Origin of the sequence: Rhodococcoides kyotonense, assembly GCF_001645385.1 — a bacterium.
Lineage (GTDB): Bacteria > Actinomycetota > Actinomycetes > Mycobacteriales > Mycobacteriaceae > Rhodococcoides > Rhodococcoides kyotonensis_B.
The window spans coordinates 62,104-86,002 of sequence record NZ_LVHI01000038.1 but is presented as its reverse complement, the minus strand read 5'-3'; the positions used below and the strand labels follow the sequence as shown (position 1 = coordinate 86,002).

At 64.6% G+C, this 23,899-nt stretch carries 25 protein-coding genes; 11 read left to right on the top strand and 14 right to left on the bottom strand.

Annotated elements, in window-relative coordinates; all coding sequences use genetic code 11:
- Position 1: 1 nt before the first annotated feature.
- The gene (locus tag A3K89_RS22085; RefSeq protein WP_114330101.1) at positions 2–100 is read right to left on the bottom strand and encodes a potassium-transporting ATPase subunit F; all 99 of its coding nucleotides are present in this window, start codon (positions 98–100) and stop codon (positions 2–4) included.
- Positions 101–470: 370 nt separating this feature from the next.
- Here A3K89_RS22085 and A3K89_RS22080 point away from each other — a divergent pair, with 370 nt between their 5' ends.
- Entirely contained in the window at positions 471–1,163 is a 693-nt protein-coding gene (locus A3K89_RS22080) for a DUF998 domain-containing protein (RefSeq protein WP_084424003.1), read from the top strand.
- Positions 1,164–1,276: 113 nt separating this feature from the next.
- Here A3K89_RS22080 and A3K89_RS22075 read toward each other — a convergent pair whose 3' ends face one another.
- Entirely contained in the window at positions 1,277–2,011 is a 735-nt protein-coding gene (locus A3K89_RS22075; protein WP_068430757.1) for an EAL domain-containing protein, read from the bottom strand.
- Positions 2,008–3,255 (bottom strand): PucR family transcriptional regulator, encoded by a 1,248-nt coding sequence (locus A3K89_RS22070; RefSeq protein WP_068430754.1) that lies wholly within the window; start codon positions 3,253–3,255, stop codon positions 2,008–2,010. Before A3K89_RS22070 ends, A3K89_RS22075 begins: the two co-directional genes overlap by 4 nt.
- A gap of 257 nt (positions 3,256–3,512) precedes the next feature.
- On the opposite strand from A3K89_RS22070, the gene A3K89_RS22065 reads away from it, so the two are divergent.
- From A3K89_RS22065 to A3K89_RS22055, 3 genes are read left to right on the top strand one after another with little or no spacing between them, the layout of a single operon-like run.
- Entirely contained in the window at positions 3,513–3,881 is a 369-nt protein-coding gene (locus A3K89_RS22065; RefSeq protein ID WP_068431038.1) for a YciI family protein, read from the top strand.
- Complete coding sequence (locus tag A3K89_RS22060) at positions 3,872–5,128, top strand: RNA polymerase sigma factor (protein WP_157105412.1); 1,257 nt, start codon at positions 3,872–3,874, stop codon at positions 5,126–5,128. Before A3K89_RS22065 ends, A3K89_RS22060 begins: the two co-directional genes overlap by 10 nt.
- Positions 5,128–6,531 carry an FAD-binding oxidoreductase gene (locus tag A3K89_RS22055; RefSeq protein ID WP_068430751.1) on the top strand — a complete coding sequence of 468 codons (1,404 nt, stop codon included), beginning with the start codon at positions 5,128–5,130 and terminating at the stop codon, positions 6,529–6,531. Before A3K89_RS22060 ends, A3K89_RS22055 begins: the two co-directional genes overlap by 1 nt.
- Here the strand turns inward: A3K89_RS22055 and A3K89_RS22050 are convergent.
- Positions 6,516–7,820 carry an NAD(P)/FAD-dependent oxidoreductase gene (locus tag A3K89_RS22050; RefSeq protein WP_068430748.1) on the bottom strand — a complete coding sequence of 435 codons (1,305 nt, stop codon included), beginning with the start codon at positions 7,818–7,820 and terminating at the stop codon, positions 6,516–6,518. The two genes, A3K89_RS22055 and A3K89_RS22050, sit on opposite strands and share 16 nt — an antisense overlap.
- Before the next feature lie 120 nt (positions 7,821–7,940).
- On the opposite strand from A3K89_RS22050, the gene A3K89_RS22045 reads away from it, so the two are divergent.
- Positions 7,941–8,831 (top strand): LysR family transcriptional regulator, encoded by an 891-nt coding sequence (locus A3K89_RS22045; RefSeq protein ID WP_068431035.1) that lies wholly within the window; start codon positions 7,941–7,943, stop codon positions 8,829–8,831.
- On the opposite strand, the gene A3K89_RS22040 is transcribed toward A3K89_RS22045, so the two are convergent.
- Entirely contained in the window at positions 8,828–9,373 is a 546-nt protein-coding gene (locus A3K89_RS22040; RefSeq protein WP_157105411.1) for a hypothetical protein, read from the bottom strand. The two genes, A3K89_RS22045 and A3K89_RS22040, sit on opposite strands and share 4 nt — an antisense overlap.
- 242 nt (positions 9,374–9,615) lie before the next feature.
- Here A3K89_RS22040 and A3K89_RS22035 point away from each other — a divergent pair, with 242 nt between their 5' ends.
- Positions 9,616–10,461: an alpha/beta fold hydrolase gene (locus A3K89_RS22035; protein ID WP_068430742.1), complete on the top strand. Its 846-nt coding sequence runs from the start codon at positions 9,616–9,618 to the stop codon at positions 10,459–10,461.
- On the opposite strand, the gene A3K89_RS22030 is transcribed toward A3K89_RS22035, so the two are convergent.
- Positions 10,451–10,756, bottom strand: a complete 306-nt coding sequence (locus tag A3K89_RS22030; RefSeq protein WP_068430739.1) for a hypothetical protein — start codon at positions 10,754–10,756, stop codon at positions 10,451–10,453. The two genes, A3K89_RS22035 and A3K89_RS22030, sit on opposite strands and share 11 nt — an antisense overlap.
- Before the next feature lie 133 nt (positions 10,757–10,889).
- Between A3K89_RS22030 and A3K89_RS22025 the strand changes: the two genes are divergently transcribed.
- Both A3K89_RS22025 and A3K89_RS22020 read left to right on the top strand, forming a co-directional pair.
- On the top strand, positions 10,890–11,609 hold the full coding sequence (locus A3K89_RS22025; RefSeq protein ID WP_084423985.1) for a dienelactone hydrolase family protein: 720 nt from the start codon (positions 10,890–10,892) through the stop codon (positions 11,607–11,609).
- Between the two features lie 73 nt (positions 11,610–11,682).
- Positions 11,683–12,858, top strand: coding sequence for an ATP-binding protein (locus A3K89_RS22020; RefSeq protein ID WP_068430737.1), 1,176 nt, complete (start codon positions 11,683–11,685; stop codon positions 12,856–12,858).
- A gap of 3 nt (positions 12,859–12,861) precedes the next feature.
- Here A3K89_RS22020 and A3K89_RS22015 read toward each other — a convergent pair whose 3' ends face one another.
- Both A3K89_RS22015 and A3K89_RS22010 read right to left on the bottom strand, forming a co-directional pair.
- Positions 12,862–13,707, bottom strand: coding sequence for an SDR family NAD(P)-dependent oxidoreductase (locus A3K89_RS22015; RefSeq protein ID WP_068430734.1), 846 nt, complete (start codon positions 13,705–13,707; stop codon positions 12,862–12,864).
- Between the two features lie 130 nt (positions 13,708–13,837).
- Entirely contained in the window at positions 13,838–14,413 is a 576-nt protein-coding gene (locus A3K89_RS22010) for a TetR/AcrR family transcriptional regulator (protein ID WP_068430732.1), read from the bottom strand.
- A 77-nt stretch (positions 14,414–14,490) separates the two neighbouring features.
- On the opposite strand from A3K89_RS22010, the gene A3K89_RS22005 reads away from it, so the two are divergent.
- Together A3K89_RS22005 and A3K89_RS22000 are read left to right on the top strand one after the other, a co-directional pair.
- Positions 14,491–15,114: an NAD(P)H-dependent oxidoreductase gene (locus tag A3K89_RS22005; protein ID WP_068430729.1), complete on the top strand. Its 624-nt coding sequence runs from the start codon at positions 14,491–14,493 to the stop codon at positions 15,112–15,114.
- 164 nt (positions 15,115–15,278) lie between these two features.
- Entirely contained in the window at positions 15,279–15,830 is a 552-nt protein-coding gene (locus A3K89_RS22000) for a hypothetical protein (RefSeq protein WP_157105410.1), read from the top strand.
- A 98-nt stretch (positions 15,831–15,928) separates the two neighbouring features.
- Here A3K89_RS22000 and dnaB read toward each other — a convergent pair whose 3' ends face one another.
- The 6 genes from dnaB to rpsF all read right to left on the bottom strand — a co-directional run bounded on the left by dnaB (position 15,929) and on the right by rpsF (position 22,326).
- A complete protein-coding gene (gene dnaB, locus A3K89_RS21995) occupies positions 15,929–17,326 on the bottom strand; it encodes a replicative DNA helicase (protein ID WP_084423983.1) in 1,398 nt (465 codons plus the stop codon).
- A gap of 866 nt (positions 17,327–18,192) precedes the next feature.
- Positions 18,193–20,442, bottom strand: coding sequence for a SulP family inorganic anion transporter (locus A3K89_RS21990; protein WP_068430720.1), 2,250 nt, complete (start codon positions 20,440–20,442; stop codon positions 18,193–18,195).
- 240 nt (positions 20,443–20,682) lie between these two features.
- Positions 20,683–21,138: a 50S ribosomal protein L9 gene (gene rplI / locus A3K89_RS21985; protein WP_068430717.1), complete on the bottom strand. Its 456-nt coding sequence runs from the start codon at positions 21,136–21,138 to the stop codon at positions 20,683–20,685.
- A 17-nt stretch (positions 21,139–21,155) separates the two neighbouring features.
- Positions 21,156–21,398 (bottom strand): 30S ribosomal protein S18, encoded by a 243-nt coding sequence (rpsR, locus tag A3K89_RS21980; RefSeq protein WP_019665161.1) that lies wholly within the window; start codon positions 21,396–21,398, stop codon positions 21,156–21,158.
- Positions 21,399–21,442: 44 nt separating this feature from the next.
- Positions 21,443–21,979 carry a single-stranded DNA-binding protein gene (locus A3K89_RS21975; protein ID WP_068430714.1) on the bottom strand — a complete coding sequence of 179 codons (537 nt, stop codon included), beginning with the start codon at positions 21,977–21,979 and terminating at the stop codon, positions 21,443–21,445.
- Positions 21,980–22,038: 59 nt separating this feature from the next.
- Complete coding sequence (gene rpsF / locus A3K89_RS21970) at positions 22,039–22,326, bottom strand: 30S ribosomal protein S6 (RefSeq protein WP_068430711.1); 288 nt, start codon at positions 22,324–22,326, stop codon at positions 22,039–22,041.
- 162 nt (positions 22,327–22,488) lie between these two features.
- Between rpsF and A3K89_RS21965 the strand changes: the two genes are divergently transcribed.
- Positions 22,489–23,853 (top strand): glycosyltransferase family 87 protein, encoded by a 1,365-nt coding sequence (locus A3K89_RS21965; protein ID WP_174551492.1) that lies wholly within the window; start codon positions 22,489–22,491, stop codon positions 23,851–23,853.
- The last annotated feature ends 46 nt before the right edge of the window (positions 23,854–23,899 follow it).

The window sequence follows — 23,899 nt, the reverse complement described above, 5'->3', positions numbered from 1 at the left end:
GTCAGAACCTCTCGGGGTCGAGCAGAGCGATCAGCAGGTAGACGACCGTGACTGCTGCGAGTGCGATCGCCACGACGCTCACGACTCCTGAATACGTGATCACTGTGTTGCTCCAAGTGCCCGTACGACGAGCGCGCACGACGCGAACGCGGCGAGTACGACGGCTAGGTAAGCGATATCGGCCATGACCCCAGCTTCGGCTCGTCGACGCGTCCGGACGACGATTCTTACGAGCTCCTTACGGACCGACCGTGCGTTCTTGACGACATTCTTACGGTACCGACCGTCCGGTTCCCGACGCGAACCTGAGAGTGGCACTGGTCATTTCGGGCAGGCTCTCAGGTTCGGGCCGTAGGGTGTGCCGGAACCACGCTCGACGCGACAGGGAGTTTCTCATCAGTCACGAACGCCGAACCCACAACCTTCGTCATCTGGCAGCGGGGACGGCCTGGATACTCTCGTTCGCCTATCTGTTGGCAGAGGTATTCACCGCCGCGGCCTGGAACACGCCGTACAGCTTCGCCCGAGATTCGATCAGCTCTCTCGGGGTCACCACGTGCGACGTCGACTCGTGTTCACCGATGCACGACGTGATGAACTCGTCGTTCATCGTGCTCGGCGCCCTTACGCTGGTCGGCGCGGTGTTTCTTCACCGACACATCAGAAGCGGCCGCGAGAAGAAGTGGATCCTCTCGCTTGCGGTCGTCATTGCCGTCAGTACCGCCGCGACTGGCCTGTTCCCCGCGAACGACGGCACGATCGTCCACTGGACCGCGGTACTTCCCGGGTTCATCGCCCGGCATGTCGTGCTCGTGTTGATCGCATGGCATCTGTGGCACGAACGACGACTGGTCGCAGTGTGGTCCGCTCTGTGTGCGGCGGTCGGAGTGGTGGGCGCAATCCTGATGGTCGCACAGACGCTGCACTTCGGCCTCGGTGAGCGCCTCGCGCTGTATCCCATGCCGACATGGATGGCCGTCACGGGCACGGCGGTCCTGTTCGCCCTGGCCCGGCGGACGGTGCTCGCCCGGTTCGACTTCACGTTCGCCCGTGATCCCCGGCGGTGGATTCGGCGGGCGGCCGTCGAGAGTATGCCGACCCTGGTAAGGGAGAAGCCGGGGAAAGCCGAAGCTGGGCGTGATGTCCCAGTCGCTTCCGTATGAACCGGGATCTCTGATGTGACCACCGCGAGTGGGACATGTCGCCCACGAGAGACCGGCCGCGCAACGAGTTTCGCACAGTGGGCCCTCGACCACGTCGACGAGTTCCGCTGACGTCAGCGCTCCACGTCGCCGATGGAGGAGATGGACACGGGCCGCCCGTAGAACCAGCCCTGACCCAGAGTGGCACCGAGGTCGACGGCGCGGGCCCGGTCACGTTCAGTCTCGATGCCTTCGGCCACCATCACCGCGGATGCGTCGTCGACATGCTGTCGAACCGCACGAAGCACACGACGGGACCGAATCGTCCCCGGGTGGCGCAGAATTCGCGCGTCGAGTTTGACGATGTCGGGTTCGACGATGCGTAGTGCCTCCAGCGTGCTCCAGTTCGAGCCGACGTCGTCGAGTGCGATGGTGATTCCACGACGGCGTGCCGCTCGGACCATGGCGCGCAGACCGTCGGGGTCGACGTCGAGGCCACGTTCGGTGATCTCGAGTACGACATCGAGGTCGTCTGCGAGCGTGTCGAGGTGCGCCTCCATCCGAACCGGATCGGCTGCGCCGCACGGTTCGACGTTGAGGAACAACGTGAGGCCACGCACCGACAACGACGATCGAGCTTCTCTGACTGCCGCAGTGCGGCAAGCGATGTCGACGTCGGCCACGACGCCGCGTCGCCGGGCGAGCGCGAACACTTCGGCAGGATCGACGCCTTCGACGGTTGGCCAGCGCGCTAGCGCCTCGACGCCGACGACTCCGCCGGTGTCGAGCGTGACCACGGGCTGGAAGGACGGGATCATCGCATCGATCGCCACGAGTGCGGCGCGTGCGGACATCGACGTGACGGTCATCGCCTGGACGCCTCCGACGGAGTGTGCGCATCCAACGAGTCCGCGATCAATGCGGCATGCAGCGACCGTAGGCCGGACGACTTCATGGGGTCGATTCCGGTGATCTGCTCGATGCGCTTGAGTCGATAGTCGACGGTATTGGGGTGCACGACAAGTTGCTTGGCCGCCTTCTTGCGGTTGGCTTCGGCTCCGACGAACGCACGTAGGGTCGGCAGCAGATCCGGAACCACCCGCAGCGGGTCGAGCAGTTTCTGCAGGTGCCGTCTTCCGACGCCGGGGCGCGCGATCTGAAATTCGAGCGCGAGGTCGGAGATGCGGTGCACGCCCGGTCGATACTCGAGTCGCTGGACGAGACGGAGAAGCTCGTACGCGTTCTCGGCCGCGTCCGGAACATGATCCATCGTCGCCGTCACCGACGCCGCGTAGATCGAGATGCCACCTGCCGCGCTCATGCGCTCGACGATCGTCTCCGCACTGTTCGACGCCGTGTCGGGCACCAGGACGGTGCCACCGGTCGGACTCAGCACGGCCAGCGCGAGAGACGGGGACACACAGTCGGCAACGGCGGCGTGGATACGGCGCTGCTTCATTCCCGCGGCTATGTCCCGCTCGGCCGGGGACCCCTTCTCGTCGGGGTGCGGCGGAAAGTGCAACGCGATGACGTCGTACGACGCGGCCAATTCGATGCCGGACCGCTCGGCAAGGCGCTGCGCACGGGTGCCGCCGGTCAGCAACGCGGTGGTCATCGAATGCCCGGCGTCGTCGTGCAGCGTCGCGGCGGCCCTGTACTCGTCCAGGTAGGCCGACGTAACCGCTTCGGACACGACGTCGAGAAGCCCGAACATCAACACCGCGCCGTCGACCAGCGCGGCATGTTCGTCGGCGTCCGCAGTGTCGGCGACCAGCCGCAATCCGGCCGAGAAGCCCACGTGGAACGCGTGCAGGATCGGCGCGATCTGCATGCCGGCCCGAGCCCACCTGGCTGCGTGTTCTCGCAGCCTCGTCAGGTCGACGGTGGACGGTTGCGTTCCGCTGTCGAGGACGTCTGCAGCGAGCTCGACGCACAGCGCGGCGATTTGAGCTACCTCGTCGCGGCCGTGGTCGTCGGTCAGTTCGGTGCAGTCGGTGCCATCGATGATGGCGTCGACCATTCTCGAAGTCGCGGCGCGGGTACTGCGCAGGCTGTGCGACGCCGGGCGGCCGCCCAGGAACACGGCAAGCGCGGCACCGGTAGGTGTTGCCATCCGAGCTCCCTTCCCGACCGCCTCGAAAACATACGATCAGATCACAATACGACAACAAACAGACTTTGCGACTGATTTCAGCGGGTTCTTCGATCTCGACGGCGGTAACGGGCACGCGTCGACAGTGAATGGGCCGCTGTTCGCGGCAGCTATGACCGAAAATTGGTCGAGCGTTGTCGATTGCGGCACGCGTCGATCGTCATCACGGTGAAAGACCGCACGACGCGGTGGAGATTGCAGACGACGAGGAGCACACCATGCGCTACGCACTTCTTCTGAACAATGCCGAACCTGCCGACGGGGAGATCCCCGAGGAGGCGATCGACCAGATGCAGCAAGCCTTCGGCGCGTACGGCGCAGCGCTGCAGGCCGCGGGAGTCCTCGTTGCAGCCGAGGTCCTGACCAACACAACTGCGACGACGACCGTCACGCTACGGAACGGAACCGTGCAGATTCAGGACGGCCCGTTCGCCGATACCAAGGAAGCACTCGGCGGCGTCTTCGTCATCGATGTTCCCGACCTGGACGCGGCGTTGATGTGGGCCGAGCGGTGCCCCGGCGCCCAGTACGGCGTCATCGAGGTACGGGCGGCGGCGACGTCCTTCGTCGACGGATCATGGACCTGACCAGCACCGTCGCACACGCCGAGGCGGCCGCCCGCACGTCGTACGGGCGGCTTCTCGCGATTCTGGTCGGGGCGAGCGGCGACATCACCAGCTCCGAGGACGCGTTGGCCGACGCGTTCGAGCGTGCGTTGACGACCTGGCCACGCAACGGCGTCCCGACCAACCCGGACGCGTGGCTGCTGACCGCGGCGCGGCATCGCCAGCGCGACGGTTGGAAATCGGCCGCCAGTCGGACCAGCGTTTCGCTCGACCCCGCAGTTCATGCCCGCAGCAGCGTAGACGACATCGACCCGGATGCCGTTCCGGACAAGCGACTGCAGCTGATGCTGATGTGCGCTCACCCGGCGATAGATCCGGCCGTACACACTCCGCTGATGTTGGACGTCGTCCTCGGCTGCACGGCGAAGCAGATCGCCCAGGCGTTCGCGCTCCCCACGTCGACCCTCGCGGCTCGTCTGGGACGGGCGAAGAAACGTATTCGCGATGCACACATCCCGTTCGAGCTGCCCGATCGATCGGTGCTTCCGGCTCGGCTGACGGCCGTCATGGCGGCGGTGCACGGTGCGTTCGCGATCGACTGGCACACCACCGGCACCGAGGTACGGGAGGGCCTCGCGGGGGAAGCGTTGCATCTCGTCGAGACTCTCTGTGTCCTGCTGCCGGACGACGCCGAGGCTCACGGTCTCGCTGCACTGATGTGTCTGTCACTCGCCAGGCTTCCGGCACGGTACGACGACGGCGTCCTCGTGCCGCTACCCGAGCAGGACGAGACGCGTTGGAACCAGGACCTTCTGTCACGCGGCGAGAACCACCTGCGCGTCGCACACGCGTCGACGAGCAGGGGGTCGCCGTTGGGCCGTTTTCAGCTCGAAGCCGCGATCGAGGCCGTACACTGTGCGCGCCGACGCACCGGCGTGACCGACTGGTATCACTTGGCCCAAGTCCATTCTGCGCTGCAGACGCTTGCACCGACGGTCGGCGGAGCAGTCGCGCTCGCCGTCGTCACAGCCGAAATCGACGGTCCTGCAGTCGGATTGCGGATGCTCGACGACGCGTCGGTCGCGACGTCGTTCCAGCCCGCGTGGGCGGCCCGCGCGAATCTCCTGGGGCGCCTCGGGCGCGTCGACGACGCAGCTGCCGCCTACGCCAAAGCGATGTCACTGTCTCCCGACGCGCCCACGCGCGAGTTCCTCCGGCGTCGACTCGAATCTCTCGGCCCGGACGAGGTTCCCGATAGCCTGACGTGATGGACTCTTCGTTCGACGCCGCTCTCGACGCCGCCGCCCCCGGGAGAATCCTGCGCGACGCCGACGCGATGGCTCGCTACTCGACGGACTGGACGCGCAGGTGGACGGGTTCGCCGCGAGCGGTCGCGAGGCCACGGTCGGTCGAGGACGTTGCCGCTGTGCTGGCTGTGTGCAACGACCATCGAGTATCCGTGGTTCCACAGGGCGGCAACACCGGCCTTGTCGGCGGCGCAGTTCCAGCGGACGGATCCGTCGTGGTGACCACCGAGGCACTGACATCGACTTCCGACGTGCGCGAGGACGGCTCGGTGACGGTCGGAGCCGGCGTCACGCTGCACGAACTGGAACGACTTGCTCAGGAGAACGGTCGGACGACCGGTTTGGCGCTCGCGTCCGGGGCGTCGGCGACGGTCGGTGGCGTTGCCTCGACGAACGCCGGTGGCGCGCGGGTGCTGCGGTACGGCACGGCGCGTGACCGGATCGGCGGCCTGCGGGCGGTGCTCGCGAACGGCGAGGTCGTCGACCGCCGGGTCGGTCTACGAAAGGACAACACCGGCTACGACCTGACGAACCTCCTCGTCGGATCCGAGGGCACGCTCGCGGTGATCACCGACGTGACGTGGAAGCTCGTCGCACCGCATCGCGATCGACTGGTTCTTGCATTCGCCTTCCCCGATTCGGGGAGTGCCGCCGATGCGCTGACCACCCTGCTGTCGTTTCCCGGGCTCGACGCAGTGGAGTGGGCAGCGGGAAGTGCCGTGAAACGTGCTGCGGCTCTTCTGGATACGACACCACCGCTGCCGACCGACGGCTTTTGGGTCTTCGTCGAGCTCGGGGACTCCGACGTCGGCGACCGCAGCCTCGTCGACGCCTCTGCACCGGTGATCGACTCGCTCACGGCGTCGGGATTGGACGCCGACCGGATCGCGGTCGCCGTCTCGGTCACCGAACGACGAGCACTGTGGTCGTTCCGCGAGCGCATCACCGAATCCGTCAGTGCTGCAGGCGTTCCCGTCAAGCTCGACGTCGGTGTGCCCGTGCACGAGTTCTGCGCGTTCGTAGACGCACTTCCGTCGACGGTGCACGGAGTGGACGCCGCCGCGATCCCAGTGCTGTTCGGACACTTCGCCGAGAGCAACATCCACGTCAACATCCTGCCCGGATCCGGAACCTTCTCCGAGGCCGTGGCCGAGGCGTTGGAAGACGCTGTCCTCGACCACGTGCTCTCGGTCGGAGGAACCGTCAGCGCCGAACACGGAGTCGGGCGAGCGAAACGTCGGTGGCTGACGCGTCAGCGCGGGGCCGTCCAGGTTCAGGCGATGGCTGCGATCAAGAACGCGTGGGACCCCCACTCGATCTTGAACCCGGGCGTGCTGTTCGACCGAGGTCAGGCTGCAATCTGATCCTCTTCCCGCTCGTCGACCTTCTCCCAGCGATCGGTGTACTGGAAGTGCGGGCGACGGTCACCGATGTACGAGCTGAGCCACGAGACGACCGCGACGTAGCGATTCCTGAAGCCGACCATGTACAGCAGGTGCACCGCGAGCCACATGACCCAGGCGATCGGTCCGGACATGTCGACCTTGCCGAACAACCGTGCGACGGCACTGAATCTGCCGACGATCGACATGCTTCCCTTGTCGACGTACTCGAACGCGGTCCCGTTCTCGACCTTGCCGGTGATCATCTTCGCGACGTGGCGTCCCTGTTGCATCGCGACGGGCGACTGGCCGGGCAGGCCGTTCAGCGACGTCACGTCGCCGATGGCGTAGACGTCCTTCGACGTACCGACCGTGAGGTCGTCGTGCACCAGAAGACGTCCGGCCCGATCGGTGTCGCAACCGGTTCGCTCGGCGACGGTTCCAGCCAGATCGCTTGCCTGGACGCCGGCCGACCAGATGACGGTCTTGGCCGCGATGGTGCGGGAGGTCTTGGTGTCGACATCCTGGATCGTGACCACGTCTTCGTCGATGTCGGTGACGAGCGCGCCGGTGACGACGTCGACTCCCGATTTCTCGAGCTTCGTGCGCGCGTAACTCGACAGCTTGCCGCCGAATGCGGGCAGAACGTCCTTGACGCCGTCGACCAGCGTGACGGTGACGTCGTCGGGAGAGATGTCGGGGAACGAGCCAGCGAAGTACCGCTGGGCGAGGTCCCTGATCTGGCCGGCGAGTTCGACGCCCGTTGCACCGGCGCCGACGACCACGAAGCTCAGCAGGTCCTTCTTCACGGCCGGGTCGGAGGCCAGATGTGCATTCTCGTAGCAGCTCAGGATCTGCTCGCGCAGTGCGATGGCGTCGTCGACGGTCTTGAGCGCGAACGTGCGGTCCTTGAACTCGTCTCGTCCGAAGTAGGCCTGGGTGGCGCCTGTCGCGACGATGAGCTTGCCGAAGCCGATCGTGTGCGTCGCACCCGCGGCGGTGTACGTGACCTGGTGCTTGTCGGGATCGACATCGACGACGCGTCCCAGACGGACGTCGGCCGAGTCGTACTCGGCAAGGATGCGCCGGATCGGCGGGGCGATCTCGCCGGTCGACAGCATGCCCGTCGCGGCCTGGTAGAGCAACGGCTGGAAGAGATGTTCGGTCGTGCTGGAGATGAGGGAGAACCGTACGCCCGCCTTGCCCAGAGTCTTGGCGGCGGCCAGTGCTCCGAATCCTGATCCGACGATGACGACCTCGTACGTGTCCACTGTCTTGCATCCCTTTCCCACGAATCGATCTTCCACACTCCATAGAACGCGGGCACGAAGTCGTTATCAACGCGAAAGTTGGAATAGCATCGATGAGCGAAACTCATGGATGGAGGCGACGTGGAGCTGAGGCAGCTGAAGTATTTCCTGGCCGTGGGCGAGGAATTGAGTTTCTCTCGGGCGGCCGAGCGCTGCTATGTGTCCCAATCTGCAATCAGTCTCCAGATAGCCAAGCTCGAACGCGAGATGGGCGAACCGCTGTTCGAGCGGTCGTCGAGATCGGTCCGATTGACCGTTGTCGGAGCACAATTGGTGTCGATCGCGCGGCATATGCTCGAACTCGAGCAGGCAGCGCTGGCGCTGACGACCCGGAAGCAGAACCAGCTACGCCTCACCGGCAACATGACGTTCGCCGCGAACGCGCTCGCCGCGATCGTTCGCGTCCGCGAGCGGCATCCCGAAGCGGAGATCGACTTCGTGCTGAAACGATTCGCCGAACAAATCGACGCAGTCATGTCCGGGGACTGCCAAGTGGCGTTGATTCGCGGAAGCGTCGAGCGGTCGAGCCTGCAGGTCACCGAGTTGTGGACCGAAGATCTGGTGGTCGTGCTCGCCGAAGGTCATCCGCTGGCCCGTGGTGAGAACCCCAGCCTCGAACAGTTGGCCGCGTACCCGCTGCTGCTACCGAAACGTTCCGATCAAATCCTGCTGCACCGTGTGATCGAGGGCGCGATGAAACGCAGTGGTCTGCGGCTGACGTTCGGTCCGCCCGTTGCCCCTGATCACACCGCCAGCGCCGAATTGCTCAACCATCCCGAATGCTGGTCGATCATCTACGCGAGCACTGCGGAGAGCACGCCGAAGACCGGTCTTGCATTCCGCACCGAAGCGCACCGCAGGCTGCAGTTGGCGGTCTCGGCCGTCGTCGACTCGTCGATTCCGGCGACGGACATTCAACGGGACCTCATCGAGGCACTCGCCGACACGGCACCGGATCAGACGATCGACTAGAAAACTCCGGCCTCACGCATCCGCTGAACGACGAACGCTCCGCCGTAGACGTCGTCGAGCGGCCGCGGTTCGGACAGCGGCGAGAACGCCACTCCGAATCTGGCCGAGTCCGAGTTCATCTGCGCGACAACCACATCCACTGCATAACTGCGATTCTCGATAGTCACGTCGCCCGCGCGGTAGTAGTAGTCGTCGACGCCGACGCGCACCGCGCGCTGCTCCATCGTGCTATTGCCCATCGCCATCGCGTTCCACTTCTGGGCCGTCAACCCGACACAGGAATAGACGTTGTCGAAAGTGGCGTCGTAGTCGGAGCCAGGCGTCACGGAACCGCCGCCGATCGAGCCTTCGGAACGCGATACCCAGTGGTCGGCCCATTCCGGAGGCTCATCGCCGGTGACGCGGACGCTCGACACACCGGCGTCGGAACACCGTCCGGTCGCCGCGTGCACCGACTCGCCGCACGCCGACGTCGCGGCGCCGAGCACCGCGCAGACTGCTCCGAGGGCCACCGAACTCCCCCTGACCCGTGACCACGTCATGGAGGAACCATACCCTTCGGCATGTTTCGACGTGCCTGGGCGTCGGAAACCTCTGTGACGGAACGGTTTTGGGGCGCTGTCACCGCTTGAATGGTTCATTCATACGATCAGATGGCTTCAATAGTTCATTCATGCCCCCGAGTGGCGCGGTCGCGAGCCGTATGCCGCCGCTGTCGTAACCGAATATTTCCTTGCTACTCCCTATGCTTCCCTATTTTGCTCCTTTAGTGCACAATACGTGCATGACAACGACACAGATCTACACCTCTACCGCCGGAGCCGACGACGTCGCGCGCCGCTACCGCGCCATGCTCGACAGCTGGCCCGTGCCGTCGGAGAAGCGACGCGTCTCGACGCGAGCAGGCGAAACGCACGTCGTCACGTCCGGCCCAGCGAATGCTCCGGCGCTCGTTCTGCTGCACGGGTCGGGATCGCATGCCGGAACCTGGATCGGCGACATTGCCACCTGGGCGCGCGAATTCCGAGTCCACGCCGTCGACATGCTGGGCGAACCCGGCGGAAGCGACCCTGTGCGACTTCCCTTGGACACGGACGCACTCGCGTCCTGGCTGGACGAGGTACTCGACGCCCTCGACGTCGCGCACACGTCTTTCGTCGGGATGTCGCTCGGCGGTTGGACAGCACTCGACTACGCGATTCGTCGACCGACCCGCGTCGACAAGCTGGTGTTGCTGTGCCCGGGCGGAATCGGTCGCCAGACGATGGGATGGCTACCGAAGGCCCTGCTCTTGCGCGCTTTCGGCAAGCGTGGGCGGCGACGCACCGCGCAGATGGTGACGGGTCTGCACACCGCCTCCGCTGCACCGGTTCTCGACGACGTGGTACGCATTTTCGCGCACTTCAAGCCGCGCACGGAGCGACTGCCGATATTCTCCGACGACGACCTCCGCGGCATCTCGATTCCCGTGCAGGTGATCGTCGGCGACCGTGATGTCATGATGGATTCCGCCGAAACGGCCAGTCGTGTAAGGAAATCGATCGCCGACGCGTCGGTCACGGTACTGCCCGACACCGGACACGCCGTCGTCGGACAGACGGATACGGTGATGAGGTTCCTCAGGAGTTGATCCGGACCGTCCCGGTCAGGTCCGGCCACGGCGGACGCCGTAGGACTGCAAGGGCGGAGATCGTCGCCGCTACCAGTCCGACCGCGATACCGAACATCGCGATGCGCGTCTGATCCACCGCAGGCGTCCACGTGCATTTTCCATCCACTACAACGAACAACCCTGCCGCCGTGCGTGATCCGTCGGACCGAACGGAGGAGACAGCGATGATGGTCGCGCCGTCGGCAGCTGTGTGTGGGTCACCGAACACGAGCGTCGACGGCTCCGCACGGATCAACCTGTCTCGCATACTCATGTTTCCACCCCTGCCTACTCGCGCCCGAAACCAACCATACGGATCGGCTCCCGGTGAGACTCGAAAATGACTGGACAGGAACGGATGGCGGTGAGGAGGATTTCCTGGACAATCCCGTCGCCGAGAGGAATCCATGCTGCCCGACCTCAGTGATCCGCCCCTGATCCTGCCCGCCGAACACGTCGCCCCCGAGTCGTACGACAATCTGGACGTCTATCTGCCCGCCGACGGCCTGCCTGCCCCGTGTGTGTTGCTCGTTCACGGACTCTTTCCCGAGAAACCCGCAGTGACACCGCGACATTCACGCTTCTACCGTGATTACGCGAGCCACTTGGCCCGGCGGGGAATCGCGGCCGGCGTCGTCGACCATGATCTCCTGAACGGATTCCTCTACCCCGAGGCACTTGAGACGGTCACGACGGCGTTAGATCGACTTCGTTCCTTGCCCACGACCGACGGCGACTCGGTGGGTGCGTGGTTCTTCTCCGGCGGTGGCCCGCTGGCTTACCCGCTTCTCGCCGAGCCGCCGTCGTGGCTGCGGTGCGTCGAACTGACGTACCCCGTTCTGCCCGGTCCCGGGACTCCGGGCTGGCCGACGCCGGCGCAAGCTATCGCGGGCATCGCGTCGGTGCCCACGTTCCTCACACTCGTCGAGCACGAGATACCGGATTTCGTCGACGGCCAGAACGGGTTCGTCGAACAAGCATCGAAGGTCGACGCACCGCTGGAGATTCAGAGGGTCGACGGCGTCGGACATGGCTTCGACGCAACGGCGGACGGACGGCACGCACGGGACGCGGTCTCCGCCGGCCTCGACTGGATGGTCGAGCGCCTGACCAACAGGCATCCCTAGCCCGGACGGGGGTTCTTCTGAAATTCACCGCCAGCGATTTACTTAGTTCTGGCGACACAATATAACTTTCGGTATGGAAAATCCCTTCACTCCCGACGCCGGAGCGCAGCCGGGCATGCTCGTCGGGCGCGAGGGATACCGAACTGCATTCACGACGCTGCTCGACGGGCTCGAACGCGGACATCCTCGGCAATCTCAGTGGGTGACCGGGTTGCGAGGAATGGGTAAGACCGTCCTCCTGCGTGAGTTCGCGCAGATCGCTCGTCGACGACGGTGGACGGTCGTCGACACCGGCGCTGTCCGACGCGACGACCTGGGGTTTCGCCGTCAGTTCACCTTCGAGTTCCGTAGTGCGCTGTTCTCCCTCGCGCCGCGCTCGCGCTGGTCGGGCGAGACCGAAGCCGCGGCACGGGCGCTGGGTTCGTTCGCGTCACCCCTCGGCGAGAACAGTCCGCTCACCGCACACTGGGACCTGACGGCGCCCGGCAGCGCCGACACCGGCGATCTCGCGGCTGACGTCACCGCCGTTCTCCTGGCGCTCGGCGAGGCAGCCCACGAGCACCGCACCGGCGTCGTCTTCGTCGTCGACGAGATGCATCACCTGACCGTCCGACAACTCGGCGCGCTGGTCGATGGGCTACACCGGACGTACCTGCGGGAGCTGCCCATCACCCTCGTCGGCGCCGGAATCCCCAGATCCGACGCGCTCATGCCCGAGACGCAGGTCCGCGCGAAGCGCCTCTTCGACTTCGTGGAACTGGAGGCGTTGTCCAGTGCCGAGACTGCCGATCTGCTACGCACGCATCAGGAATGGGACGACGACGCGATCGCATGGGCCGTCGAACGTACCGGTGGCGTTCCGGCCCTCGTCCAGTCGCTCGGGTACGTCCTGTGGCAGAGGGCTGGAGCCTCGGCCGTGGTGGGCGCAGCGGCAGAGACGGCCTACGTCGAGCACGTCGATCACCGCTACTTCGGCGCAATGCTCGCTCGGGCAACGGAACTGGAGCTGGCGTACTTGCGTGCGGTCGTCGATGCCACGGAGGAAACCGAGACCGCCCGGCTGCTCGAACGGACTGCACATCGATGCCACTCGACGCGAAGCGATCTCGTCGACAAAGGAATGATCTACCTGCGCGACGACGGGACGGCTGCCTTCACTGCGCCTGCGTTCGCGGACTATCTGACGCGGGCGATGCCGACGCTCGTCGTTCCGGCACAGAAATCGAGGCGCCGGCGATACGACCCGTGAGTGTTATCGAGTTGCGCCGGAGACGAATTCGTTCGCTGCCGCGACGACATCCGTCGCGAACGTGCCCAGCGTTACGCTCGTTGCACCGCCGTCGACGGGAATGACGGTCCCGTTGACGTATTCGGACAGCTCACTGGCCAGGAAGGTCGCGACGCCCGCGATGTCGGCGGGAAAGCCCACGCGACGCGACGGCTGGCCGGGGCCCAGTCGCTCGGCCAGGAACGTCGTGAACTCCTCGGATCGCCCGTCCTCGACGCCGAACGTGCGAGACATGATCGGGGTCATGATGATTCCGGGCGCGATGGCGTTGGCCCGGATTCCGTACTGGCCGAGTTCTGCGGCAGCCTGCCTTACGAGGCCCACGACCGCATGCTTGGCGGCGGTATAACCCACCGCACTCCACCCGCCCTGCAGGGCAGCAGCACTGGCGGTCGAGATGACCGAACCCGGCGAACCCTGCTGGATGAACTGGGCCGCGGCGTATTTGGTGCCGAGCAGAACGGACCGCGTCAGCAGCGCGATGGTCTTGTCGAAGCCGTCGGCATGCACGTCGAGAATCGTCGACGGGTCACCCTGTGCCCCTGCGTTGTTCACCATCACGTCGAGACGACCGAAGGTGTCGACGGTGAAGGCGACCGTCGACTCGATCGACTCCTCTTTCGTCACGTCGGAATGTACGAACGCGGCGTTCTCGCCGAGTTGACCGGCGAGTGCCGACCCGTCGTCGTCGCGGATGTCGGCGATGACGACCTTCGCACCCTCGGCGACGTACTTCTCGACGATCCCTCGCCCTATCCCGCTCGACCCGCCCGTGACGATGGCAACTTTGTCTTCGAGCAAACCGGGCATGGGTCCTCCTGGGGATGCGAATCTCGCCGAGACGGTTAGGCCGTCGAGCACAGAAGGACGCTACCGGCGGGTCGGCGTCCGAGACAGTCCTCGAAAGTGGACGTTTCGTCAGCGGGTGCGCTCGCGCCTTCTAGACGCGGCCGACCATCGCCTCGATCAACGACGACAGTTCAGCCCGGGCCTGGTTCGGTTCCAGTGCGTCCGCCGCGGCCGCGCGGGACAGCGCCTCGGCGGCACCGAAGATTGCGGTCATCGACGGTTGCGTGACTCCCGCGGGACCGGCGAACGGCTCCAGAAGTTCGCGGCAACGGTTCGAGTACTTCTCCTCGGCCGTCCGCTTGACCTGTTCAAGTTCGGGCGAGCCCTCCAGCGCGGCGAGAACCCCCGTCAGCTCCCGCCCCTGCGCGAGGGTGCATCCGACGTACGAGTTCGCGATCGCAGCGGCGCGCCCGGACAGCGTTGCGTCACTGTCCGCCAGGTACTGCTCGAGCATGGCAGCCTGCCGGTCGTCGAACTCGGTGTACAGGTCGGCCAGAAGGGCGGCCCGCGACGCGAAATGGCTGTACACAACAGGTTTCGCGACGCCTGCGCGCTCTGCCAACCGGCCGAGCGTCAGGGCGTCGGCACCTTCCTCCCGCACCAACGCCCACGACACGTCGATCAGCTGGTCGTACCTCTCGGCACGCGACAATCGCGTTCTCACCATCGGACACCTCCTTGCGCTATGTACCGATAGTAACCTACCGTTGGTACATAGCGTATTCGCCTCCGAAAGGACTTCTCATGAACAGCCTTGTCGTGGTGTCCCATGCCGACCCGAACTCGTTGACCCACCACGTCGCACACGCGACAGCCGATGCCCTGCGCGCCGCGGGAGGAGGCGTCGAACTCGCGGATCTTGCTGCCGAAGGATTCGATCCGAGGTTCGATTCCAGTGACCTCGACTTCTACCGGGGCAAGGGTTCGACGCCGAAAGCCGTTGCTGTGGAACAGGAACGCATCGATCGCGCCGACCATCTCGTGCTGGTGTTCCCGATGTACTGGTGGTCGTTCCCCGCCCTTCTCAAGGGGTGGATCGACCGGGTATTCGTGAACGGCTGGGCATTCGACTACACACCGGGTAGCAGCTTCGAGAAGAGGCTGGGACGCCTGACGATCCACCTGGTCCCGGTTGCGGGCGACGACGCCGACAGCTTCCGTCGGCACGACATCCACGACGCCATCCGGATTCAGATGGAACGGGGAATCATCGAATACTGCGGCGCGACAGTCGGTTCGACGACCGTGTTGCACGAGTCGGACACCAAGCCGGCCGACGTGTTGGCTGCGGAGGTTCGGGAAGTCGCGACGCAGGTCGCGTCGTCTGTGCATGGTCGCACCATCGTAGGCGCCGCGTCCGGTTCCTGACGGCGACGACAGGGCCCGCGCACACACTCGCCTGTATATCCATCGACGGACAGCCGATCGGAGGATATTCCGGACGCATCGTCGCTGCCATCATGATTTCCGACCCTGCCCTCACCCCTGAGTCGGAGTAAATCATGTTGATTGGACGACGAATTCTCGTAGCAATGACTGCCGCAACAACGGCGTCACTGGCGTTGCTCGCACCGGGAGTCGCTGCGGCTCAGCCCATTCCGGGCAGCGCGGACATCACTACCGGTAGCGCTGAAGGCGCAGTGAACAGTGGCAGCGCCTTCCTCGACGCCGGCAGCAGCATCCTGGACGGCGATATTCGCGGAGGTGCACGTCGAATATTCGACGAAGGCATCTCGATCTTCAACAGCCTTCCCGGGTCGGGATCGGCTGCGCCACGCCAATTCTGCAACAACGCCACCATCGCCGGCGGGCCCGGCATCACCCAGACGAACCACGACCTGGGACGCAGCGGACCACTGTCGTTCGGGATCTCATGGGAGACGTACGACATCCCGGACGTCATCGACGTCTTCTATCAGGGAGCTCTCGTCTTCAGCACCGGACCGATCGGCGACGACATCAACGAGGGCACCGGCGGGACTGTCATCAACCTTCCGCCGGGAGCAGAAAGCTCGGTGCTCGTGAAGGTCACCGGCCCCGGTGGCACCGACTGGGATTACAACGTCGGTTGCCCCCTCGCCTGATACGTACCGAAGCGGGCCCGGTAATTTCCGGGCCCGCTTCGGCGATTCGATCCGTATTCGGGTTCGGTGCCTCGACGGAATCAGCGGCGGGGTAGAACCTAACCCCGCGCCATATCGACGAACCGCGACAGGTGCAACTGGTGCGCCACGGTGATGGTCGCGGTCGGACCGTTTCGGTGCTTGCCGAGGATCAAGTCGGCCTCGCCGCCACGCGGGTCGTCACGCTCGATCGCGTCGGGACGGTGCAACAGGATGACCATGTCGGCGTCCTGCTCGAGCGATCCGGACTCACGGAGGTCGGACACCATGGGCTTCTTGTCGGTGCGCTGCTCGGGACCACGGTTGAGCTGACAGACCGCGACCACCGGCACTTCCAACTCCTTGGCGAGAAGCTTCAGCTGACGAGAGAAGTCCGAGACCTCCTGCTGACGTGATTCGACCTTCTTGCCCGACGACATCAGCTGAAGGTAGTCCACCACAACGAGTTTCAGCCCGTGACGCTGCTTCAGGCGACGCGCCTTCGCACGAATCTCCATCATCGTCAGGTTGGGGGAGTCGTCGACGAACAGCGGCGCCTCGCTGATCTCGCTCATACGACGCGCCAACCGTGTCCAGTCGTCGTCGGTCATCTTGCCCGAACGCATGTCGCCGAGCTTGATCTTCGCCTCTGCAGACAGCAGACGCATCACGATCTCGGTGCGGCTCATCTCCAGGGAGAAAATGACGCTCGGCAGTCCATGCTTGATCGAGCACGAACGCATGAAATCCATACTTAGGGTAGACTTACCTACACCAGGACGAGCCGCCACGATGATCATCTGACCTGCGTGAAGACCGTTGGTGATTTCGTCGAGCTCCGCGAATCCGGTTGGCACACCGAGCGAGATGCCGCCGCGGCTGGCGATGGAGTCGATCTCGTCCATCGTCGGCTGCAGCAGCTCTTCCAGAGGCAGGAAGTCCTCGGCGGTACGACGCTCGGTGACCTCGTACACCTCGGCCTGCGCACGGTCGACGACCTCGGCGACATCCTGACCGTCCGAGCCCGCATAACCGAACTGCACGATGCGAGTGCCTGCTTGCACCAGACGGCGCAGGATCGACTTCTCGCCGACGATCTCGGCGTAGAAGCCGGCGTTGGCTGCCGTCGGCACCGTCTGCGTCAAGGTGATCAAGTACGGCGGACCACCGATGCGCTTGAGCTCACCGCGACGATCGAGCTCGGCCGACACCGTCACCGGGTCGGCGGGCTCACCGCGGCTGTAGAGGTCGAGGATGGCGTCGTAGATGCTCTGGTGAGCCGGGCGGTAGAAGTCACCCGGTCGAAGCACCTCGAGAACGTCCGCAATGGCGTCCTTGCTCAGCAGCATGCCGCCGAGGACGGACTGCTCCGCCGCCATGTCCTGTGGAGGCTGTCGACCGAAATCCTCACCGGGCGCTTCGCTGGGGGGTGGTTCGGAGGAGTAGTCGGGCTGCCCTCGATCGTCCACAACTGCCACGCGAACTCGACCGTCCTTCCCATCGCACACCGCCGGCCGCTACCACTTCGCGACCCGTCGGAACAAGTTGTACATCGGCACACCGACACCCCCGTAGATGCCGAGACGTCCCCGCCGCCGTTCACGCCCAACCGGGCCGCGGAGACACGCTGGAGGCACGTTATGTGGTCTCGTCTCGCGTCACAACACGGGCTGTGGATGAATCTGTGGATCGAATGTGGATAGCGTTGAACAACTGTGTTGACCATCTGGGGACAACCTGGGTATAACTTCGCTCCGAGGTGGTATATCCGCAGCGTAGGGACTGTGCAGAAACTTTCTGTCCTGTGTATGAATTATCACCCGGCGTGTCGCCCGAGTTTGACAACTCGGGCGTGTTGAGTAAATGGCAAGTGAACTGGAGAGTGAATCCGGTCACAGTGCCTGGGAACACTCACAAATCCCGGCAAACGACCCGGTTTCCCTACTCGGCGGTAGATACAGACCATTCGGTCCTCGACATTGCGGACGTTCGGCCTCTTGTTTTGCGGCCGCGCGGCTCTCGTATTTGCGCGCCTTTCAGCAGCCGCGCACGTTACAACCCGCGCACACACTGCAACCCGCGCAGACAGCGGCCCAGCCCGCGCACCCCACCCAACCGCGCACCTTCCAGCAGCCGCGCACGTTACAACCCGCGCACACACTGCAACCCGCGCAGACAGCGACCCAGCCCCGCGCACCCCACCCAACCGCGCACCTTCCAGCAGCCGTGCACGTTACAACCCGCGCACACACTGCAACCCGCGCAGACAGCGGCCCAGCAACGGCGAAACCCGCGCCGCGGACGGATCCGAGACGCGGGTTTCGATCAACCCCTCGATCAGCCCCTAGTCCGTGGGCCCGTCGAGGACGGTGATGTCCTTCGTGCCGATCTGAAGAACGCGGGCCGACGGGATGTCGAAGAACAGTCCGGTCACCCGCAACCTGCCCTCGGCCGACGCTTTGCCGACGACGCGGTGCCGCGTCAATGTCTGCAGCTGCACGGCCACGTTGACCATCGCCAGCTGATCGCCCTCGGAGAAGCCGAGTTCCTCGGCCGCACGACCGACGGGGTGGCCGCTCCGATAAGCCTCGAGACTCGCCAGGCCATGTTCCAACCATTCGCCGACGCGCTCGTCGCCGGCCTTCTCAGGACCAGCCATGACGGCCTTCATCGCTCCACAGCCCGAATGTCCACACACGACGACCGAGCTGGTGCCCAGGACGTCGACGCCGTACGCCAGCGCAGCCTCCACGGACGTGTCCTGCCCCTGCGCCGGGATCATGTTGCCCATGTTGCGGACGGTGAAGAGATCACCGGGGCCACTGCTCGTGATGGTGTTCGGCATGACCCGTGAATCGACGCAGCACAGGAAGAACGTGTCGGGATCCTGGAACTCCTCCAGCCCTTCGAGGTGCGGCTTGATCGCCTCGGCATGCGTGCGGTGATATTCGGCCACGCCGGACAGCACCGGCCGTAGAGCAGGCGGATGATCGTCGGCGACGGTGTCGCTCTTGAGCTGCCATGCCGACCACGGCGCCAGCGAACCGCGGACCGCTCCGAGGCCACGCTTCGGCGGCCCCTCCGTTGCCGCAGCCAACGAGGCCGACCCGTTCTCTTCGATGCAGACGGTTCCGCCACCGAGCTCGTGCTGCCGAATCCATTCCTGCAACTGATCGTGCACAGCGTGATCCAGGAAGTCGACGGCGAGTTCCATGTGCACCTTGGTGCCGGCGGGAACCGACGACAGCACGTGCGTCAGACGCGGCAACGACAGGAAGCTCAGCGAGCCCTGCATGTGCACTCGCCACGTACCGTCGACGGTCTCGTCGGCATGCACGTTGGCCCAGACGACGCGACGCAGTACGAGGAAGATCGCGAGCGCGAGTCCGATCAGCACGCCTTCGAGCAGATTCAGTACGACGACGCCGACGACAGTGACCGCGTACACGGCGATGTCACCCGTCTTACGCGCAATCTTGATGTCCGCCAACTTGATCAGCTGGACACCGATCATCACCAACAGACCGGCGAGCGCGGCGAACGGCACCAGCTCCACCACCGAGATGAACAGCACCGAGAAGATCAGAATCCACACGCCGTGAAGAACCGCAGAGGCGCGAGACTTGGCTCCTGCCTTGACATTACTGGCGCTGCGGACGATCACGCCGGTGACCGGTAGACCACCCGCGACACCGGAGACCATGTTGGCCGTACCCTGGCCGAGTAGTTCTCGGTCGAAGTTGGTGCGCGGGCCGGTGTGCATCTTGTCGATCGCAACCGCGGACAGCAGGCTCTCGACGCTGGCGATCAACGCGATCGTGAGGACACCCGTCGCGATGCCCGCCCACTGGCCGTCCGGGATGGCCGGCAGTGCCAGTGCCTCGATCAGGTTGCCGGGCAGGTCGATTCGTTCGACGTCGAGATCCATGAACACCGAGATCGCGGTTGCCGTGACGACAGCGACGAGCGCGGCGGGCACCTTCGACGCCCCACCGGGGAGTCGGGGCCAGATCAGCATCAGCGCGACGACGACGCCGCCGACCAAGATGGACGGCCACTGACCGTCGGCGACGGACGTCGGAATGGCGAGCAGGTTCTCCACTGCGGAACTCTCGGATTCCCCGCCGAGGAGGACGTGAATCTGTTGCAGCGCAATGGTGACACCGATCCCGGCGAGCATCGCGTGCACCACCACCGGAGAGATTGCGAGTGCATGTCGTGCGATCCTGCTGAGTCCCAACAGGATCTGGACTGCACCGGCCCCGACGGTGATGAGACATGTTACTGCCCAACCGAATTGGTTGACCAGTTCGGCTACCACCACGGTGAGTCCGGCCGCAGGACCGCTGACCTGCAATGCCGAACCACCCAGTGCGCCTGCGAGAATGCCACCGATGACCGCGGCGATGAGGCCGGCCATGATGGGTGCTCCCGACGCGACTGCGATGCCGATCGAAAGCGGTACTGCCACAAGGAAAACGACCAACGACGCTGGAACGTCGTACCTGAGAATTCCCCTGACCCGAGACGTCTGCTCGGAATCCTTCTTCGATGATTCAGCCCCTGCTGAATCCTTGTCCACTGTCGTTGTCACGGCAGGTCCTCCGGGCGTCTAGACGTCGATCGGTCATGTGCGTGTCTTGTCGTAGTTGTCTGTTCGTGTGTCGCCCAGTAACCGACAGTACGCAAAACGGACACCGACCGCCCCCCATGAGACCTGCTTCACAGATGAAATCGTTTGCAGCACTTCATTCTTGTGACAAGGCACGAAAAAAGCCCCACGAAACAGTGTTTCGTGGGGCTTTCTTCAGCCGTAGTGGGCCGGAAGCCGGAATCAGGCTCCGACGACCTCGAGCTTGAACTTGGCAGCCACATCGGGGTGCAGGTTCACGACGACGTCGTGCTTGCCCGTTGCCTTGATATGAGCCTTCGGCAGATCGATGCTGCGCTTGTCGACGACGGGGCCGCCCGCTGCCTTGATGGCAGAAGCGACGTCCGACGCGGTGACCGAGCCGAACAGCTTGCCGGAATCGCCTGCGGTCTTGACCGACAGCGACACGGACTCGAGCCCTTCGATGGCCTGCTTCAGCTCGTTGGCGTGCTCGAGGCCGCGAACGGCGCGAGCTTCCTGAGCGCGGCGGATGCCTTCGACCTGCTTCTGAGCGCCACGGGTGGCCGGGATGGCCAGGCCGCGGGGCAGCAGGAAGTTACGGCCGTAGCCGTCCTTGACCTCCACGGTGTCGCCGGGCGCACCGAGGTTGTCCACATCAGCGGTGAGGATCAGCTTCATGAGTGATCGCCCCTTTCTTATCGAGCCGTCGCGGCGTAAGGGAGCAGAGCTACCTCACGCGAGTTCTTCACGGCAACGGCCACGTCACGCTGATGCTGGACGCAGTTGCCGGTGACTCGACGCGCGCGGATCTTGCCGCGGTCGCTGACGTACTTACGCAGCAGCGTCGTGTCCTTGTAATCGATCTGCGTGTTCTTTTCCTTGCAGAAGGAACACGCCTTCTTCTTGAGCACCTTGTCGCGCAATGGCGGTTTCGGCATGGGTCTTTCTCCGTTACGTCTGGTTGTTCTCGATCGCGAAGGATCTAGAACGGAGGCTCGTCGTCCCCACCACGCGACCCACCGAAGGAGCCCGACACCTGCGGGGCGCTGCCCCACGGGTCGTCTCCACCGGAGTTCGATCCCGAGTTGGAGTTGGAACGGCCGCCGCCCGATCCACCCGAGGAACCACCGAAGCCACCCCCGCCGCCGCCTCCGCGATTGGCCTTGTTGACCTTCGCGGTGGCGTAGCGCAGGGAGGGACCGATCTCGTCGACTTCGAGTTCGACGACAGTCCGCTTCTCGCCTTCACGCGTTTCGTACGAACGCTGCCTGAGCCGGCCGCTCACGATGACTCGCGAGCCACGGGTCAAGCTCTCGGCCACGTTCTCCGCAGCTTCACGCCAGATGTTGCAGCGCATGAAGAGTGCGTCGCCGTCTTTCCATTCGTTGGTCTGACGGTCGAACGTGCGCGGGGTGGACGCAACGGTGAAGTTGGCCACGGCCGCACCGGCCGGGGTGAAACGAAGTTCGGGATCTGCCGTCAAATTGCCGATGACGGTGATGACGGTCTCGCCTGCCATGGTTCCTCTTTCAGTAGAAAGTCGTTTGTTGATGCCAGCCTAGAGGCGGGCAACGACAATCACTTGCCCTGTCGCAGGACCTTCGTACGCAGAACGGACTCGTTGAGTCCGAGCTGACGGTCGAGTTCGCTGACAGTGGCGGGCTCGGCGTTGAGGTTCACAACGGCGTAGATGCCCTCGGCATGCTTGGCGATCTCGTAGGCCAGACGACGCTTGCCCCAGACGTCGACCTTGTCGACGCTGCCGCCGTCCTTGCGAACGACGTTGAGGAACGTATCCAGTGACGGAGCGACCGTGCGCTCGTCCAGACTGGGGTCCAGAATGACCATCAATTCGTAATGACGCATAAGACCTCATCACCTCCTGTGGACTAGTGAAAACGGCCACGGACTATCCGTGGCAGGAGGGTCGTTGCGTCAGCAACCCTTGGAGGGTACACGAGCGGCTCCTGACCTGCGAAATCAGATGACGGTACCGATGCCGGGCCGTCGGCGACATAGTCTTGCTTCATGCGATCAGGGGTGCGCACCTCACCGGCGACGATGATCGCCGTGGTGACGCTGTGTGCGTTCACGTTGATCCTCGGCTATCTGAACAAGGCCCGCTGTGCGTTGGCACCGTTCGACGACGACGGCCGCAGTACCGCGTTCGATGCGATCAAGGACAGTTCGGTCTGCTACTCGGACATCCAGTTCCTGTGGCTGGGCCGGGACATAAACAACCACATCTTTCCCTACCTCGACGGCGCGATCACGTCGAACGGTGTGCTGACGGGAGGGACCGTCGAATACCCGGTACTCAGTGGCGTCCTGATGTGGCTCGGTGCGATCCCGTCGCACACAGACGCCGAGTTCCTGCTGTGGTCCGCGCTGCTGCTCGCGCCGTTCGGTCTTCTCACGGCGTGGATGCTCGGACGCCTCGCCGGCCGGGCCGCGTTCCTGTGGTCGGCGGGTCCACCGCTCGTCATGTACGCCTTCCACAACTGGGAGCTCCCGGTCGTCGCCGCGGCCGTCGGAGCGGTCTTCGTGATGGCGTCGCGGCTGCCGCTGCGAACCCGTGCGGTGCTCGCGTCGGTGCTGCTCGCGATCGGTTTCTGTCTCAAGCTCTATCCAGGCGCGTTCGTACTGCCGCTCGCCGCGTACGTCGTCTACGAGGGTGGCCGCGGGCGATGGGATTTCCGGGGCGGGCTCGCCGTGCTCGGCGCAGCAGCAGCGACGGTCGTCGCGATCAATCTGCCCTTTGCTCTCGGCGGTTACGAAGGGTGGCGTGCGTCGTTCGTCTTTCAGTCCCTCAGGCAGGCCGACATCACGACGAACTCGATCTGGTATTGGGGTGTGCGGCACTTCTACATCACCGATTCGATGACCGCGGACGACTACGAACACGCGGAAGCGAGCTTTCAGAACACCGTCGACATCCTGTCGCCGCTGCTGGTGTTCGCGGCATTCGGACTCGCGCTGATACTCGGGCTGCGCCGAGCTCGGCTCGACGGCATGTACCCCTGGATCGCGGTGAGCGGATCCATGCTGTGCGGCTTCCTGCTGTTCCACAAGGTGCACTCACCGCAGTACACGCTGTGGCTCGTGCCGTTCTTCGTCCTGCTGCGGGTTCCGTGGGGCGTCGTCGTCGCCTATCTCGTCGCGGACCTGTCGATGGGAATCGGCGTCTTCAAGTACTTCGCGGCCCTGGCAGCAGGCTCCGATGCCACGACCGAACAGTTCTTCGTCGAGGTCGGCGTCTGGGGACGGGCCGGTCTGCTCGTCGTCCTCTTCTTCCTCTTCGCTCGTGCCCGGCTCAGATTCGACGGCGCCCCGACCACGTCACCGCCGCCCGCTCCGGAGATCGAGTCGACCCCGGCGTCTGCCACCTCCTGAAGACCTCACTTTCGATCCGTAACGAACTACTGCGTTCCGTCGACTA

Excerpts from the sequence above, each read along its gene's own strand:
- A3K89_RS22020 (WP_068430737.1), top strand. The coding sequence starts at position 11,683 with ATGGAAAATCCCTTCACTCCCGACGCCGGAGCGCAGCCGGGCATGCTC.
- A3K89_RS22060 (WP_157105412.1), top strand. The coding sequence starts at position 3,872 with ATGGACCTGACCAGCACCGTCGCACACGCCGAGGCGGCCGCCCGCACG.
- rpsR (WP_019665161.1), bottom strand. The coding sequence starts at position 21,398 with ATGCCGAAACCGCCATTGCGCGACAAGGTGCTCAAGAAGAAGGCGTGT.
- A3K89_RS22025 (WP_084423985.1), top strand. The coding sequence starts at position 10,890 with ATGCTGCCCGACCTCAGTGATCCGCCCCTGATCCTGCCCGCCGAACAC.
- A3K89_RS22015 (WP_068430734.1), bottom strand. The coding sequence starts at position 13,707 with ATGCCCGGTTTGCTCGAAGACAAAGTTGCCATCGTCACGGGCGGGTCG.
- rplI (WP_068430717.1), bottom strand. The coding sequence starts at position 21,138 with ATGAAGCTGATCCTCACCGCTGATGTGGACAACCTCGGTGCGCCCGGC.
- A3K89_RS21975 (WP_068430714.1), bottom strand. The coding sequence starts at position 21,979 with ATGGCAGGCGAGACCGTCATCACCGTCATCGGCAATTTGACGGCAGAT.
- A3K89_RS22010 (WP_068430732.1), bottom strand. The coding sequence starts at position 14,413 with ATGGTGAGAACGCGATTGTCGCGTGCCGAGAGGTACGACCAGCTGATC.
- A3K89_RS22000 (WP_157105410.1), top strand. The coding sequence starts at position 15,279 with ATGACTGCCGCAACAACGGCGTCACTGGCGTTGCTCGCACCGGGAGTC.
- A3K89_RS22035 (WP_068430742.1), top strand. The coding sequence starts at position 9,616 with ATGACAACGACACAGATCTACACCTCTACCGCCGGAGCCGACGACGTC.
- A3K89_RS22065 (WP_068431038.1), top strand. The coding sequence starts at position 3,513 with ATGCGCTACGCACTTCTTCTGAACAATGCCGAACCTGCCGACGGGGAG.
- A3K89_RS22055 (WP_068430751.1), top strand. The coding sequence starts at position 5,128 with ATGGACTCTTCGTTCGACGCCGCTCTCGACGCCGCCGCCCCCGGGAGA.
- A3K89_RS22040 (WP_157105411.1), bottom strand. The coding sequence starts at position 9,373 with ATGACGTGGTCACGGGTCAGGGGGAGTTCGGTGGCCCTCGGAGCAGTC.
- A3K89_RS22005 (WP_068430729.1), top strand. The coding sequence starts at position 14,491 with ATGAACAGCCTTGTCGTGGTGTCCCATGCCGACCCGAACTCGTTGACC.
- A3K89_RS22070 (WP_068430754.1), bottom strand. The coding sequence starts at position 3,255 with ATGGCAACACCTACCGGTGCCGCGCTTGCCGTGTTCCTGGGCGGCCGC.
- A3K89_RS22030 (WP_068430739.1), bottom strand. The coding sequence starts at position 10,756 with ATGAGTATGCGAGACAGGTTGATCCGTGCGGAGCCGTCGACGCTCGTG.
- A3K89_RS21965 (WP_174551492.1), top strand. The coding sequence starts at position 22,489 with ATGCGATCAGGGGTGCGCACCTCACCGGCGACGATGATCGCCGTGGTG.
- rpsF (WP_068430711.1), bottom strand. The coding sequence starts at position 22,326 with ATGCGTCATTACGAATTGATGGTCATTCTGGACCCCAGTCTGGACGAG.
- A3K89_RS22075 (WP_068430757.1), bottom strand. The coding sequence starts at position 2,011 with ATGACCGTCACGTCGATGTCCGCACGCGCCGCACTCGTGGCGATCGAT.